Genomic DNA, 14,920 nt, shown 5'->3' on the forward strand with positions numbered 1-14,920 from the left:
GGAGCAAGTTTCCATTACAACAGAGTGAGTTAACAACCAGTAAAAAAGAAGTCGATACACCACCGTTGCTACTGAATTTAAATGATGAAGATTTAATCAAGAATGATAAACGAGCCATGGATGAAAAGGGGACATTATGGTTATGGATAGAGCATGCAGTGGATAGTCAAAATGTTCCTATCAAAGGATGGACATTTATTGGCAGTGAGGGCGTGAAGAAAGTCAGTGGTTGGGAGTGGTTTGGTTTTAAACAGATTACAGAAACTGGCAGTTTAAAAGAGTTTTACCTGAGTGCGAAAAAAGCGGAAACCCGAAATAAGGATAATGCTTCACTGGAGAACTATAAGCCAACCCTCAAAGAGGCCTTAACAATATTAGACAAGCAATACATTCAAAATAGTAATAAATATGCAACATTAACACAGGGATGTTTTAAAGGAATATCCGACAAACCACACTTAACAACGGCACTGGGACGGCTGTTAGTAAATTATCAAAGTGAATGGTATGAAGAGCTTGATGCAGAAGGAAAGCGACCGGAATGGGAAGCATTAAACAGTGAAATGACCGATGATGCGGAAAACTATTTGGGTTATATAAAAGACGGCGATGAAGCAAAACGTGATGCATATGTTAGTAAGATGGACGCAAGCAAACAAGAATCAATAAAACAAGGCTTAGAACAACAAAAAAGAGATTATCAACGTTTTCAAGATGGTTATGAAGATGCACCCGAAAAGAAATTAGCACAAGAGCAACTTAAATTATTGGGCATAATAAATGGGTTAAAAGATAAGTATAAATTATGGGAAAAAACCAAAGAAAAAGCGACAAAAATGCTGTGGTGGGATGATGTCGCCAAAGGTTTAGCTAAGCAAAAGCAGCAGACACAACAAAGTGATGCGACCACTGAAAACAGTAAAACAGCAGCCCCGTCAACTAAACAAACCCAAACTTCATCAACGCTGGCTACCATATGTCAAAAGGGTAGAGCGTGGTTTATTCATCCCATTGAAATAATGAAAATTTATGATAACAAACCTTATATAAATGTTGACGGGTTTATTTGTAATAGTGATATTATTCAATATCAGGTTAAAAAATTAGAAAGAGGAAATAATTTAGGTCCCAATGCTATTGTTTTACATAGAACTTATTCAAAAGGGAGTGCAATTAATCTTATAGAAAATGCATGGAAATCTTCTGCAAATAAAGACAATATTGGTGCACATTTTGTTATCGATAAAGATGGAACAACGTATCAAGTTGTAAGTTTAAAAAAATATGCTAATCATGTAGGAAAGATTAGACCTCGCTGTAATTTAACTGGAAGTTGTGATTCAACTTACAAATCAAAAAGTTTGACAGAAAAATATTTATCTGAATTAAAAAAGGATTATCCTGAACGATATCCATATAATAGGGATAGTATAGGTATTGAAGTTGTTGCATGGTGGGACAAGGATACAAAATTATGGGATGAAGCTACACCACAACAGTTGAAATCAATTAGAAATTTAGTTATTTTCTTACAAAAGGAGTTCAATCTTGGAGACAAAGACTTATATCAACATCAATGTATTGCTTATAAGACAAGTGGGGAAGGTAAAAATCTTTATCCTCCTGCTGATCATTGGAATGTTGACCCCAATTGTTACTAATGCTATTAACCGTGATGATATTAAAGTATTGACGATAAAAAAGACATTAGAGATAAATGATAATGGTTACATTAAGGATCTATGTGATAAGTGGCAATTAAATAAAAAAGATATTGTTCATTTTTTTTCAACAGCAGAAAAATCAATTAATTCTGCTCAAATAAATTCTTTTGATGTTTACTCTTGCAAAATAAAAGGTAACTTATTGATTAATGGAGTTAATAAGCAATATGATATTGATTTAGGTGGCTTAGCTTTCATTTATGGAAAAAATACTAGACAATTAATTTTTGGTTGCTCTAAAGGTGAGTGTTTAAAATATGTTCATTATGAGCCTTACGTTGAATAAAAAAATAACATTTATATTTTTATTTGGAGGAATAAACTTATAGATGATATTCCTCATTTTGAAAATGTTTTAAGAGAATATCGCAAAAACCATACTTAACAACGGCACTGGGATGGCTGTTAGTAAATTATAAAAGTGAATGGTATGAAAAGCTGGATGCAGAAGGAAAGCGACCGGAATGGGAAGCATTAAACAGTGAAATGACCGATGATGCGGAAAACTATTTGGGTTATATAAAAGATGGTGATGAAGCAAAACGTGATGCATATGTTAGTAAGATGGACGCAAGCGAACAAGAATCAATAAAACAAGGCTTAGAACAACAAAAAAGAGATTATCAACGTTTTCCAGATGGTTATGAAGATGCACCCGAAAAGAAATTAGCACAAGAGCAACTTAAATTATTGGGCATAATAAATGGGTTAGAAGATAAGTATAAATTATGGGAAAAAACCAAAGAAAAAGCGACAAAAATGCTGTGGTGGGATGATGTCGCCAAAGGTTTAGCTAAGCAAAAGCAGCAGACACAACAAAGTGATGCGACCACTGAAAACAGTAAAACAGCAGCCCCGTCAACTAAACAAACCGAAACTTCATCAACGCCTGCCACTTTAAGTCAAAATGGTAAAGTTTGGTTTATGCATCCCATTGGAATCCAAATATTTAATTTTGAAAGTTGTATGTGTAATAAATGTATAACTGAAGAACAATTTAAATCTATTATACCTGTAGATGTTTTAAAAAATGGGTTATTTCATAAAATGAATAATGATCTAAAAAATATATCAATAAATACATTTCTTTCAAAGTTGAATGCATATTTTAAACAATATAACGTTACAAGTTGTTTACAGAAAGCTCATTTTATATCACAAATATTATGTGAAAGTGATTTTTTAAGAACTTCTGAAGAGTATAAAAATAGGGATGGTTCTATACCTAAGAATTGGAATAATTATAGTGGTGGTTCAAATTATCATGGTAGGGGACTAATTCAAATTACTCATGATTATAATTATAAATCTTTTGGTAAGTATATTAAAAATGATTTGATTAAAGATAACCCAGATCTTATATGCTCTGATTTGGATTATACAATTAAATCGGCATTTTGGTATTGGATTGAAGGTAGTGCATGGGGAAATGTAAATAATATTGCAGCAAATAATGACTTTCTTAAAGTTACCATGGCTATAAATGGGGGATATAACCATGTTGCAGATAGAAACAAAGCTCTTATAACTTTATACAATGAGTTTAATATCAGAAATTGTAAAGAATATCATGATATTAAAGTTGATAACTATTCTTTTGCTACTAGTGCAATGATTAATAGTAAATGGTATAAAAATAATACAGTTAAAGTACAAGAAGTTGAGGCAGCTTTAAGTGCTTTGTATGCAGATTTACAACACAGAGGTTAAAATGAAAAAAATTTATATTTTTACTATATTGCTTTTTTTTAATTTTCCGATATTTGCGCAAATATGTAAGGAAAGCAAATTAAATGTTATTAAAGGTCAATTTATTAATGGCAATAATTTTGAAGGAAAATATATTTATTGTCGTTTGAGTAATCCTGAAGAAGACAAAATCTCACAAATTAATTTTAATTTAAATATAGATGGAACAATTAATAGTTATATTTACAACGGAGGAGGTAATCCATCAATTGAAACTTCAAATTTAGGTGTAATTTCTATTTTTGATAAATTTGGTGGAATGGAAAGCCCAGCTAAAATAACTTATTTAGCTAGTTTAAATAAAAAATTAATCATACTTGGCGAAATTAATCTAGATTATTCTCAAGGACAAGTTGTTAGTTATTCTATACAGAATATTAATGACAAACTAGACATTATGAGTTCTATCTTCTCAGAAAAAATAAAGCATTATTTTATAGATAATACTCAATTGTCTTATCCTGATTATTTTTTATTGCTGTTATTTAATTCATTTTTGGAAAAAAACATTTCTAAAGATTGGATAAAGCAGTTTTATAAAAAATTAAATTTAATGCAGCATCAAGATATCATTAATATTTATAGTCAAAATGTATTTTTTAAAAATACTACACTTTGTAATAAAGATAAAAATGAAAAAAATGCATTTGGATGTGAAGTTAACAATACTCAATTATCGTTATGTTATGATTATATTAATTCTAAGTTATTCTATAGGTTTGGTAGCCAGTCAAAATTAGAATTGCAATTAGTAAAAATAATTGATGATAAAGACAAGAAAAAATCTGTAATAACCTTTACCAATAAAGACACTGATTATTTGGTGGACACAAATCCAGGAAAAGAAAGTGTGAGAATTAAAAGAAAAGAGATGCACTTTAAGAAGTTTGAATGTAATCCAAGTACTATTGAACCAATGATTTTGAATAGTTTTAATTAAATAGGCGGTTTTAATAAAATTAAAAGGAAGAACATAATAAAATATTTAGAACAGGATGGTGATGTTGAAGATGCTATTTATGATTGGGCTAAAGAATTTGCATCAACAGGAGTACGTAAAGGGAAAACAATAAGTAAGGGAAGAATAGCAGCTTTTGAAGGTTCATCATATTATCAAGGAGATAGGCTAAATTCTGCCCATATATTACCAGATAAAATGGTTGAAGCCTTAAAAGTATTGAAAAATGGAATTTGGAGGTAAATATGAAAAAGTTAAAGTTTGCTCTTCTGTGTTTCATAATATTTGTAATTAATTATTCCTTAATAGCTCAAGCTCAAAGTAAAGAACTTATCAAATTAAATTTTAACGATTTCGCTATTAAAACTAAAACAAAAATTAAAAATGCAAACTTTGCGTATCATTATTTGATTAAGGTTTATGGGTGTGGTGGTGGTGCAATTTGTGGAGAGATTCGAAACTTACTCTCTAACAAAGTTATTGGGCTTCCTAATGCTTATTTAATAGAAGATGAAAATGGAGAAAATAAGTTTTCTATAGAGTATCACTTAAATAGTAGTTTAATTATTATTTCTGGAATAATAGCGGATCCTGATGAAAATGAAGCTAACGAAGGATATAGAAGAAGATATTATAATTTCATAAATGAAAAGTTTGAGCTTTTAGAAAAATGATTAACATTATTGGGGGGCTATAAATTTACTATTAGATGTTAAAAATCGTGATGATATTAAAGTATGAACAATTCAATTTATGGATATAAATTGAAAAAGCTCTTGTTGAAAAAATTTTTTCATGCAGTTGGAGCATTAAGTAATACTGAGATGTGAAGAAAGTCAATTGTTCGTTCTTAGATATTAGAACAACAAAGAAGAGATTATCAACGTTTTCCAGATGGTTATGAAGATGCACCCGACAAGAAATTAACACAAGAGCAACTTAAATTATTGGGTTATATAAATGAGTTAGAAGAGAAGTATAAATTATGGGAGAAAACCAAAGAAAAAGCGACAAAAATGCTGTGGTGGGATGATGTCGCCAAAGGATTAGCTAAGCAAAGTCAACAGACAGAACAAAGTGACGCAGAAACTCAAAAAGAGCAATTAGCAGACATCTCAACTAATCAAACCCAAACTTCATCAACACTTGCCACTTTAAGTCAAAATGGTTGGGTGTGGTTTATTCATCCTTTATCTTTGGTTACAGTGTTCTATGTACAACCGATCACCGCATGCATCAAATACAGTCAAATTACCTTCGGTTGGTTTTTATTGCTCTTTGTTAATTAATTTCATACTATTAACAAAAATTATTTACAGGAGAATGGTATGAAAAAGACTTTACTAGCTGGTTTCATTGGGTTTGTGTTAGTCGGGTGTGTCAGTGATATTAAATATAATTATGTGCCAGAAGTTACACAAAAAAGTTATCCCGATCTTAATGTAGTTACAACTACGTATATAGGTGATGACATGGTTCGTCAAGGCAATATTAAAACAATGGATGTCATTTCTTTTCCTGTAACAACTCAAGTTAATAGGTTTTGGAGCGCTTATATCATTGATGCAGGCGATTATCCCAAGCTAGGTGAAGATAAAAAATATTTATTTTTTGCAGCAAAAAGTGTAAACGGTAATGCTACTGTAAAAAGTGTCAATGTACCTGCAACTCCGATAGGCATAAGGGTCAGTAAAGATTCGTCTAAAAATGAAGTGTGCATATCTTTTACAACAGGAACTGATTTTTGTGAGGCTCATAAACAGTTTACCTATAAAAAGGTTAGTGTGACGAATCAAGATGGATTCCAACAAACACTGATTTACAACGGTATGGTCGGTAGTAAAATTAATATAGGATATCGAGAGTTTAATAACGATATGGCTCGTCCAGCCTTTTCTAATAATGCTGAGTATGATTTATCGCGTTCTAGAATGATAAGGTATAAAGGTACTGTTATTGAGGTTCTGCAAGCCACGAATCAGCATATAAAATACAAAGTTATTAGCAATTTTAATACCCCTCACTAAATAAGGTGGAAGAAATTACATCGTTAAAACTAAAAATTGATGTGGAAAGCATCGATTAAGCGGATAAAAAAACTTGATGATTTTTGTAAAAAAGCGGAGCGCACCGCTCTGCTACTAATGAATTCGAAAGTTGTCAACAAACTATCAAAACTCTTTCTCGAACAACTAAAGAGGTTGAAGACGTCATTGGTGTATTGCTTAATTAAGTGATCAATTTTATGTTGATTTTCGAAATTTGATTGAGAGCTTAAGAGATGTTAATACCGTCTCAAAAGAGTCAGTAAGCATAAGAAAAAATCTTTCTAAAACTTAGAAAGGTTGTTAAATAGACGTACAATTACAGTCATTTACTTACAAATATTGTGATTAAAAGTAAAAAGACATAATTGCCGAAACAATAGCTACTAAAGCAAAAGTGGACTTTCTGAATAAACTAAGAGAGCATTTATCACTCAAAACATGATAAATGAGCGTGTTCTCTAACATATAAGGATAGCCATTATTTTGAGATCCAAAAGGTAATGCTTTGTTCAAACTCTCAACTATTTTTTATAAATTTTGCCAAATGAGTTAATGATAATATCATTCGGCATAGAGCCGAATAAAATAAGGGGACAAAGGCAAGAGCAATATTAAGTATATCGTTAAAATCATCTACCTAAAAGAAAAATGTTACCTTGTTATCAAAAATTGCTTGGTGCGCAGTAAAAATCGCAAAAGAAAGTACCGCTAAAAAAACTGTATGATCACAAGTAACTATCTGATAAATATAAAATTACATTCCTAATGCGTTTTAAACTAAATCGACTAAAAAAACAACAAAAAATTGGTGGAATTTTACACCTTCCTATTTTAATTAATAAACAATAGGTTATAATTAGAGTGTTCCCTGTATACACAGGGATAAACCTGCAAATGCCTGAAGACAAAATACGTAAAGTACGTGTTCCCTGTATACACAGGGATAAACCGCAGGAAAAACGGAAACGTTACGATACAAACATGTGTTTCCTGTATATACAGGGATAAGCCGATCAATGGTTCAAAGATCCTAACCCTGTTCAAGATAGTATAAATAAAAAAGAAAAACTAAATTAAGGAGAGATCAAAAATGAGTATTAAAGCTATTCTTTTTTCGATTATATTTATAAGTATTTGGGGGGGGGATATGGTACTTAATTTTTAATAAAAAATATCCTTTATCTTCTAAAAAACAAGAAGATAATTGGATTGAAGATCATATTAAAGAAAATGCTTTTCCTCATCCTGATTCTATGTACTCAAAATATTATATGAGAGAGGAAATTTTACCTAAGTCTGATATAAAAAATCCAACTAGTACAACAGATATATTAGAGCATTTGGAATAAAAATAAATGAGTTTTAATAATAAACACTTAACTCAAGGTGGGCAAGTCATCTTTTATATGATAAGCATGTTGTTGTAAATAAATAAAATCATATTTAGTGTTCCCTATATACACAGGAATAATCCAGCATAATAAATGAAAAACACATCCTATATCGCTTTATTTCTTGCTTACTCAGAGCATAGAGTTATCGGTAGTGCTCAGTGATAATTTAAGAATTTCGTAGCAAGCCATTTTTTAATAAAAAAACTTTAGCAATATTATAAAAATAGGGACAGTTATGACTTTGTGAACATCTAACGGAAATTAACCAACAGGATTTATATTGGTATTATCACTCTACCACGAGTAATATCACTGATGCTTTTTTGTAGTGAAAGCAATTTATCTTGCGTAATGGCAATATTGACGTTTACCCCTATGGCATCAAAATCTTGATTTTCAATTAGTGCATCCATTTCTTTTAAGCGATTTTCTATAATTGGCCATTCATTATAATAGCAGTGAAACTGCAAAGGTATTCGGGCAATAAGTTCAATCAATTCTGCTTTTTGTAGACAATGACTGGCTGACCCACCATAGGCTCGTATTAAGCCTCCTGTGCCAAGCTTGATTCCGCCAAAATAACGAGTTACCACCACCACTACTTGATCACAATCTTGTCCTTCAATCGCTGATAGAATTGGACGCCCTGCGGTGCTGGTTGGTTCGCCATCATCATTAAATCGATACTGTTGACCAATTTTCCATGCCCAACAATTATGTGTTGCGTTAGGATCGCTAATTTGATCGATAAAATCCGTTGCTTGCTGGGCATTAATAACCGGCGCCGCATTGACAATAAAGCGGCTTTTTTTAATTTCTTCTGTCAGTTCGGTTGGATTTGCTAATGTATATGGCATACTAAATCTGGTAAAATCATTTTATTGCCGTTAATAATACTCAGCAGAAAGAAAATGTCTATTAATTTAGAACAATTGAAACTAACCCAGCAGCAATTATCTGAACAAGTAAACCTAACCGATGATTTTAATTCATCAATCACTTTAGTTGGTGGTACCGACGTAGGCTTTGAAGATGAAGGCAAAACCACCCGTGCCGCTATTGTGATTTTAACGTATCCGGATTTTGATGTGGTGGAATATCATGTCGCGCGGTTAAAAACCGAGTTTCCTTATATCCCTGGTTATTTATCTTTTCGGGAGTATCCTGCTTTACTTTCTGCTTGGGAGCAGGTCGAACATAAACCTGATTTATTGTTGGTTGATGGTCAAGGCGTTGCGCATCCAAGGCGATTAGGTATTGCCAGTCATCTTGGTTTATTATTAGATATGCCAACCATTGGTGTCGCTAAAAAACGCCTTTGCGGTCATTATAATCCATTACCTAAAGTCGCCGGTCAAATGACGCCACTCACCGATAAGCAGCAACAGATTGGTTGGGTATTACAAAGCAAGAATAATTGTAATCCGTTATTTATTTCATCGGGTCATCGTATTAGCCAAGCGAGTGCATTGAATTGGGTCAATTTATGTTTACGTGATTATCGTTTGCCTGAACCTACACGCTGGGCGGATGCGGTGGCGTCGAATAAACCGTTATTTAAAAAATTTATCCATGCAAAATAAATCACAATCGTTAAAAAAAGGGGGCTTTACGTTTAAGCGCTTTTTTGTTGCGCATGACAAAAGTCCGATGAAAATTACCACTGATAGTTGTTTACTTGGGGCATGGGCTCCGATCTTTTCTTCAACTCATAAGGTGCTTGATATCGGTTGTGGTTGTGGCGTGATTGCGTTAATGCTTGCACAACGCCTTGAACATCAAGCTTGTCAAATTGATGCTATCGATATTGATGTACAAGCCGTTAACCAATGTCAACAAAATAGCCAACAAGCAGGCTTTACATCCATATCAACAATACAGGGGAATGTAAATCATTTTAATAGGGATGATGCTAATAGCTATGATTTGATTGTGACCAATCCGCCTTATTTTGAGTCGGCCGTGGATTGTCGAACGAACCAAAGGCAATTAGCCCGTTATACAGAAAGTTTAAACTACACACAGCTTATTGATTCAGTCAAACGATTATTAAAGCCAGACGGTCTATTCTGTTTGGTGCTGCCTTTTAATTTAGCAGATCAATTTAGGCAATTATGCGAATCAAATCATCTATTTTTACAACAATTGTTGCAGGTAAAATACATGGCAGATAAAGAGTTTTCTTTATCATTAATGGCGTTTGCTCCAAAACCTAATGCGAATGTCATTGAACAACAACTGTGTATGCGTTGTGATGATGGGCAGTATTCGCCTGCTTTTAGAGCGCTATTAGCGGATTTTTATTTGTTCCAAAAATAGCGCCAAATGTTAGTTAATCCAGTATGACATAAAAATACATAACGGCAATAATGGCTAATATTATAATTGCGATTGCATAGATTTTGTCATGAACATAAGTGAAAGCCGTAAGGCATCGTTGCTTGCGTGCGTATAAGTAAAATATTAGCCCAATTGCATACAATATCATTGATAATAATAAGTAAGACATCCCACCAGCATAAATTAACCATGCGCCATAAATTGATCCCGCAGCCCCAATAAAAATCAGGTAAACTTTGCGAGATTTTATGGCTAATTTAAGGACGAATAAAGCTGATAATAAATAGGGGATTAGTACCATTGAGGTAGATAATTGGATTAAAGTGTTATAACCCGAATGGTAGAAATATGCGAGAACAATCAATAGGCTGATCAAGCTTGATGTTAGGTATAATGCATTGGCAGGCGTGCCATTTTTATTTAATTTGCCAAAACAGCGTGCAACAGTATGATTATTGCCTTGTCCGGTTAAAAATAGCATTTCAGCGGCAAGCATTAACCAAGATAATAATCCACCACTAACCGAAACAATCAGCCCAATATTAATTAACGTTGCTCCCCAACTGCCAACTACATGCTCAATGACTAAAGCCATTGAAGGATTTTTCATTGCTGCGAGTTCTTGTTGAGGAACAATACCCAGCGACAGAACAGACACACAGATGAGCAATAAACTGGTAATCGCAAAACCAAAAAAAGTTGCCCGGCTTATGCTTAAAATGTTTTTGGCTCGTGAAGCATAAACAGTTGCGCTTTCGATACCTAAGTAAACCCAAACGGTATAAAGCATAGTATGCTTTATTTGATCCACGATTGAGCCAAGTTGTGGCGTTCCCCAAAAGTCAATTTTGAATGTTGAAACCTTGAAAGCAAGAATAATGCAGACAATAAACAGACCAATCGGAATAATTTTTGCTAATGTGACTAAGCAATTTAATAAGAAAGCATGATAAATCCCTTTTAGAACAAGGGCATTAACCAGCCATAAAAAGATGAGTCCGGCGATGACTGCTGGCAAGGTGGTGCCATTACCAAAATAACTAAAACAATCAAATGATCCTAATGCGCTAAATAAGATAACTAAATAACTGGCACACGACATCCATGCAGATATCCAGTATCCCCAAGCTGCGTTGAATCCTATATAATCACCAAAGCCTTCACGGACATAACCATATAAACCATCATTAATCTTATAAAAACGAATCGAAAGATACTGAAATATCCGTGTCAGCATTAACATGCCAAAAAGCGTTATGATCCACGCAATTAAAATAGCGCCGGCACCAGACGCTTCAGCCATGTTTTGCGGTAAACTAAAAATACCACTTCCAACAATACTGCCAACCACAAGTAAGGTTAAAGGAAGTATGCCTAGTTTTGTACGGGTAGGTGTATTCATAATTTTGTCTTATTTTGCGTTTTATTCGGCTTTGGCAGCGTTTAATTAAAATCGTAATGACATGCAGCTAACACCACCATCGACTTTGCGATATTCTGATGTATCAACCTCAATCACTTGATAACCTAAAGCTTCGATCTTAGCTTTAGTGATTGGGTAACCAGCAGGCATGATGACCCGATCATTAACCCAAATACAGTTAGCGGCATAGCTTTCATGTTCTGGAATTTCAATAATGTTCAGATGTTGAAATTCGGGTTTGGTAATAAATTCGCCGGCTGCTAATAAATTGTTGTTTTCCAGATAAGCCAATCCTGTTTTTAAATGTAGTACTTTTTCAAGTGTGACCACCGAACCGGTTAAGCCATATTTTTGTAATATAGCAATCATTTGATTAGCACCTTCTTGATTAGTACGTGCCGATAATCCGATATAGTAGTGATCTTCCACCATCATAATATCACCGGCTTCAACCGTGCCCGGAGCCCTAATCTTTTCGACTTTATTTGGGTAAAATCGTTCAATGGTATCGATGATGATTTCAGTCTCGTTACGTCTACTTTCTGCCCCTGGTCTGGTAATAATGGCACAGTGTGGCGTACACAGTGCAACATCTTCAACAAAGACCGAGTCAGGGAAGCGTTCATCGGCGGGTAATAGGGTGATATCAACATCACATTGCTGTAGGGCTCGGATATAGTTGTTGTGTTGGTCTAAGGCTTTTTGATAATCAGGTTTGCCTAAATTTGCTGAAGTTAATCCGTGAATCAGGGATTTGGCAGGCGTTCTGGCAATGATATGACTAAATTTTTTCATGTTTGATTTATTTCCTATTTAATAATTATGCGATATTTTTGAATAATAATTCACATTAAAATGTAAATCAAGCATTAAGTTGATTTTTTATTCACTTTTTAATGAGCGACTTTTTTAGGCGTGTGGTTGATTTAAATTGAGTATTATTGCGTAGCGTCAGTTGTGGTAGTTGGCGATCAGTATTGAATAAAAATGAAGTTGATATACAACATGGACAAAAAGTGAAGGGAGGAGTTAGCTCGTAGCATGAGTAGGGCGACAACATCGCCCCAGTAGACTAAGATTATTCACCGGCAAAATCAACGAGGGTAAAACAGTTGATACCCAGATCGGTTAATTTTGTTTTACCATGCAGATCCGGTAAATTAATAACAAATGCGGCATCTTCTGCTATACCACCTGCTTTTTGAATTAATTTAGCGGTTGCAGCAACCGTTCCACCTGTTGCAAGTAAATCATCAATGATCAGTACTCGTTCATTTGGTTTAATTGCATCTGAATGGATTTCAAGTGTATCGGTTCCGTATTCAAGTTGATACTCTTCTTTAAATACGTGACGCGGTAACTTATTGGGTTTTCGAACTGGCACAAAACCAACGCCTAACGCTAATGCAATTGGTGCTGCAAAAATAAAACCACGCGCTTCAGTACCGACAACTTTATCGATTTTTTTATCTCGATAGTGATCGATTAACAATTCGACCGAAGTTCTAAATGCGACAGGATCTTCAAGCAGACTGGTAATATCACGAAATAAAATTCCTTGCTTAGGATAGTCTGGAATGGTGATAATGCTGTTTTTGATAAGCGCAAGTTTTTCTTGTAACTGAGTCATATTAAATGTTCTCTAAATATTCTCTTTTTAAGAATGGCTAATTTTGTATTATATACCTTCGTTCTTTGTGCTTGCAATAAACAAACCGTAACAATGCAGTAAAATCGGTCGATTGTTCATCATTTGATTGATATATATTGGAAGTGGGGATGAGATGATCTGTTTTTTATAAAAGAAAATTTTATTGGCGTTTTCCTGTTCTAAAATGGTATTTTTTACAACTTTTTACAATTAAATACAACTATCTGACAGTTTGATGGGTCAAATAAATATAATGACATAAACTTTTTATATTTTTATATAAGGAAAAACAATGAAATTAATTAAAACAGTCCTATTAGCTGGGCTTTCAATATTAAGTTTATGCAGTCATGCACAAGTCAATAAGCAAATTGAAATTCGCTCAGAACTTGCATCGCCAATTGTTATGCAAAATTCCCAAGAGAAGAATTATTTAAAAATTTCCTTAACCGGCCATGAATTTGATTCAGCAAAACGGGTTCCCATTAATTTGGCAATTGTGATTGATCGCTCAGGCTCGATGCAAGGTGATCGTATTGTTAAAGCAAAAGAGGCGGCTATTTTTGCTATTAACATGCTTAATGAGAATGATACTTTATCTGTCGTTGCTTATGATAATGATGCAAAGGTGATTATTCCTTCAACCAAAGTTAACAATAAACAAAAATTGATTAGTTTAATAAAAGAAAATATTGTTGCAGATGGTGGCACAGCGTTATTTGCCGGATTAAGTAAAGGTATCCATCAAGTTGAAAAACAGTTGTCTAAAGATAATGTTAATCGCATTATTTTATTATCGGACGGGCAGGCGAATATTGGTCCGACATCCGTTCAAGAACTTTCTGAACTTGCCATTATTGCCGCCAAAAAGAATATTTCTGTCAGTACTTTTGGTATCGGTGAGGATTATAATGAATTATTGATGTCATCGATTGCCAGTTATAGTGATGGTAATCATGTATTTGTTAATGATTCTTTAGATCTTGAAAATGTATTTGCCCGTGAGTTCAAGGATGTAATGTCAACGGTTGCCCAACATGTTAAGATCAATATCTATTTAAAAGATGGGGTAAAACCGGTTCGTTTATTAGGTAGAGACGGCATAATCAAAGGTAATCAAGTAACGGTAACAATGAATCAAATTTATTCTAATCAAGAAAAGTATATTTTGTTAGAGGTCGAGCAACCACAAGGTAAAGTAGGCGAAGAAAAAACAATAGCGGAAATTGATTTAGTGTATGATGATTTGTTAGATAAGAAAACTCAAAAAGAAAAACAATCAGTAAAACTTGCTTATACCGATAATCTGGAAGCCGTAAAAAAAGCTTTGCGCCAAGATGTCGTTACTGAGATTGAAATACAAGAAGTGAATGAAAATAGCGTTAAAGCATTAGAACTCTATAATAAAGGCGATCGAAAAGCTGCGCAGAAAATTCTAGAGGATAACAGTTATAGGCTTGAAGCAGTTGCTAATATGTATCCAGAATATGCGAATAGAGTGAAAGATGATATGAAATGGAATAAAAAAATGGCAGCAGATGCAGTTAATGAAAGTGGAAATGGCAAAATTTATAGTAAAGAAATGGCAGAAAAGCAACAAAATACTAAACTGGGTGTGATTAAAAAATAACGA

14 protein-coding genes are annotated in these 14,920 nt (G+C 33.5%); 10 read left to right on the top strand and 4 right to left on the bottom strand.

Going from position 1 to position 14,920, the window contains the following annotated elements; translation table 11 throughout:
• The 7 genes from ACGH46_RS04640 to ACGH46_RS04670 all read left to right on the top strand — a co-directional run.
• Window positions 1-1,661: N-acetylmuramoyl-L-alanine amidase (locus tag ACGH46_RS04640; RefSeq protein WP_411604408.1), on the top strand; the 1,661-nt coding region annotated here is incomplete at its 5' end.
• Entirely contained in the window at window positions 1,639-2,010 is a 372-nt protein-coding gene (locus ACGH46_RS04645; RefSeq protein ID WP_411604410.1) for a hypothetical protein, read from the top strand. The genes ACGH46_RS04640 and ACGH46_RS04645, both read left to right, overlap by 23 nt.
• 200 nt (window positions 2,011-2,210) lie before the next feature.
• Window positions 2,211-3,434 (top strand): glycoside hydrolase family 19 protein, encoded by a 1,224-nt coding sequence (locus ACGH46_RS04650; protein WP_411604413.1) that lies wholly within the window; start codon window positions 2,211-2,213, stop codon window positions 3,432-3,434.
• Between the two features lies 1 nt (window position 3,435).
• Complete coding sequence (locus ACGH46_RS04655) at window positions 3,436-4,413, top strand: hypothetical protein (protein ID WP_411604414.1); 978 nt, start codon at window positions 3,436-3,438, stop codon at window positions 4,411-4,413.
• 263 nt (window positions 4,414-4,676) lie between these two features.
• Window positions 4,677-5,105 carry a hypothetical protein gene (locus tag ACGH46_RS04660; protein ID WP_411604416.1) on the top strand — a complete coding sequence of 143 codons (429 nt, stop codon included), beginning with the start codon at window positions 4,677-4,679 and terminating at the stop codon, window positions 5,103-5,105.
• A gap of 273 nt (window positions 5,106-5,378) precedes the next feature.
• A complete protein-coding gene (locus tag ACGH46_RS04665; RefSeq protein ID WP_411604419.1) occupies window positions 5,379-5,720 on the top strand; it encodes a hypothetical protein in 342 nt (113 codons plus the stop codon).
• A gap of 39 nt (window positions 5,721-5,759) precedes the next feature.
• Window positions 5,760-6,458 (top strand): hypothetical protein, encoded by a 699-nt coding sequence (locus ACGH46_RS04670; protein WP_411604421.1) that lies wholly within the window; start codon window positions 5,760-5,762, stop codon window positions 6,456-6,458.
• Between the two features lie 1,690 nt (window positions 6,459-8,148).
• On the opposite strand, the gene ACGH46_RS04675 is transcribed toward ACGH46_RS04670, so the two are convergent.
• Entirely contained in the window at window positions 8,149-8,730 is a 582-nt protein-coding gene (locus ACGH46_RS04675; protein WP_411604424.1) for an IMPACT family protein, read from the bottom strand.
• Between the two features lie 54 nt (window positions 8,731-8,784).
• Between ACGH46_RS04675 and nfi the strand changes: the two genes are divergently transcribed.
• A complete protein-coding gene (gene nfi / locus ACGH46_RS04680; RefSeq protein WP_411604426.1) occupies window positions 8,785-9,456 on the top strand; it encodes a deoxyribonuclease V in 672 nt (223 codons plus the stop codon).
• Window positions 9,446-10,192, top strand: a complete 747-nt coding sequence (locus ACGH46_RS04685) for a tRNA1(Val) (adenine(37)-N6)-methyltransferase (RefSeq protein WP_411604429.1) — start codon at window positions 9,446-9,448, stop codon at window positions 10,190-10,192. The genes nfi and ACGH46_RS04685 overlap by 11 nt, the downstream gene beginning before the upstream one ends.
• Before the next feature lie 13 nt (window positions 10,193-10,205).
• On the opposite strand, the gene ACGH46_RS04690 is transcribed toward ACGH46_RS04685, so the two are convergent.
• The 3 genes from ACGH46_RS04690 to apt form a co-directional block, all read right to left on the bottom strand.
• Window positions 10,206-11,615 carry a basic amino acid/polyamine antiporter gene (locus tag ACGH46_RS04690; protein ID WP_411604431.1) on the bottom strand — a complete coding sequence of 470 codons (1,410 nt, stop codon included), beginning with the start codon at window positions 11,613-11,615 and terminating at the stop codon, window positions 10,206-10,208.
• Window positions 11,616-11,660: 45 nt separating this feature from the next.
• Window positions 11,661-12,431 (bottom strand): dimethylargininase, encoded by a 771-nt coding sequence (gene ddaH, locus ACGH46_RS04695; protein WP_411604434.1) that lies wholly within the window; start codon window positions 12,429-12,431, stop codon window positions 11,661-11,663.
• 283 nt (window positions 12,432-12,714) lie between these two features.
• On the bottom strand, window positions 12,715-13,266 hold the full coding sequence (gene apt / locus ACGH46_RS04700) for an adenine phosphoribosyltransferase (protein WP_220217113.1): 552 nt from the start codon (window positions 13,264-13,266) through the stop codon (window positions 12,715-12,717).
• A gap of 313 nt (window positions 13,267-13,579) precedes the next feature.
• On the opposite strand from apt, the gene ACGH46_RS04705 reads away from it, so the two are divergent.
• Entirely contained in the window at window positions 13,580-14,917 is a 1,338-nt protein-coding gene (locus ACGH46_RS04705) for a vWA domain-containing protein (RefSeq protein WP_411604437.1), read from the top strand.
• The last annotated feature ends 3 nt before the right edge of the window (window positions 14,918-14,920 follow it).

This window comes from Gilliamella sp. CG22 (assembly GCF_046635725.1).
GTDB classification, from domain to species: domain Bacteria; phylum Pseudomonadota; class Gammaproteobacteria; order Enterobacterales; family Orbaceae; genus Gilliamella; species Gilliamella apicola_I.

Excerpts from the sequence above, each read along its gene's own strand:
- ACGH46_RS04705 (WP_411604437.1), top strand. The coding sequence starts at position 13,580 with ATGAAATTAATTAAAACAGTCCTATTAGCTGGGCTTTCAATATTAAGT.
- nfi (WP_411604426.1), top strand. The coding sequence starts at position 8,785 with ATGTCTATTAATTTAGAACAATTGAAACTAACCCAGCAGCAATTATCT.
- apt (WP_220217113.1), bottom strand. The coding sequence starts at position 13,266 with ATGACTCAGTTACAAGAAAAACTTGCGCTTATCAAAAACAGCATTATC.
- ACGH46_RS04655 (WP_411604414.1), top strand. The coding sequence starts at position 3,436 with ATGAAAAAAATTTATATTTTTACTATATTGCTTTTTTTTAATTTTCCG.
- ACGH46_RS04690 (WP_411604431.1), bottom strand. The coding sequence starts at position 11,615 with ATGAATACACCTACCCGTACAAAACTAGGCATACTTCCTTTAACCTTA.
- ACGH46_RS04675 (WP_411604424.1), bottom strand. The coding sequence starts at position 8,730 with ATGCCATATACATTAGCAAATCCAACCGAACTGACAGAAGAAATTAAA.
- ACGH46_RS04670 (WP_411604421.1), top strand. The coding sequence starts at position 5,760 with ATGAAAAAGACTTTACTAGCTGGTTTCATTGGGTTTGTGTTAGTCGGG.
- ACGH46_RS04685 (WP_411604429.1), top strand. The coding sequence starts at position 9,446 with ATGCAAAATAAATCACAATCGTTAAAAAAAGGGGGCTTTACGTTTAAG.
- ACGH46_RS04650 (WP_411604413.1), top strand. The coding sequence starts at position 2,211 with ATGACCGATGATGCGGAAAACTATTTGGGTTATATAAAAGATGGTGAT.
- ddaH (WP_411604434.1), bottom strand. The coding sequence starts at position 12,431 with ATGAAAAAATTTAGTCATATCATTGCCAGAACGCCTGCCAAATCCCTG.
- ACGH46_RS04660 (WP_411604416.1), top strand. The coding sequence starts at position 4,677 with ATGAAAAAGTTAAAGTTTGCTCTTCTGTGTTTCATAATATTTGTAATT.
- ACGH46_RS04645 (WP_411604410.1), top strand. The coding sequence starts at position 1,639 with ATGTTGACCCCAATTGTTACTAATGCTATTAACCGTGATGATATTAAA.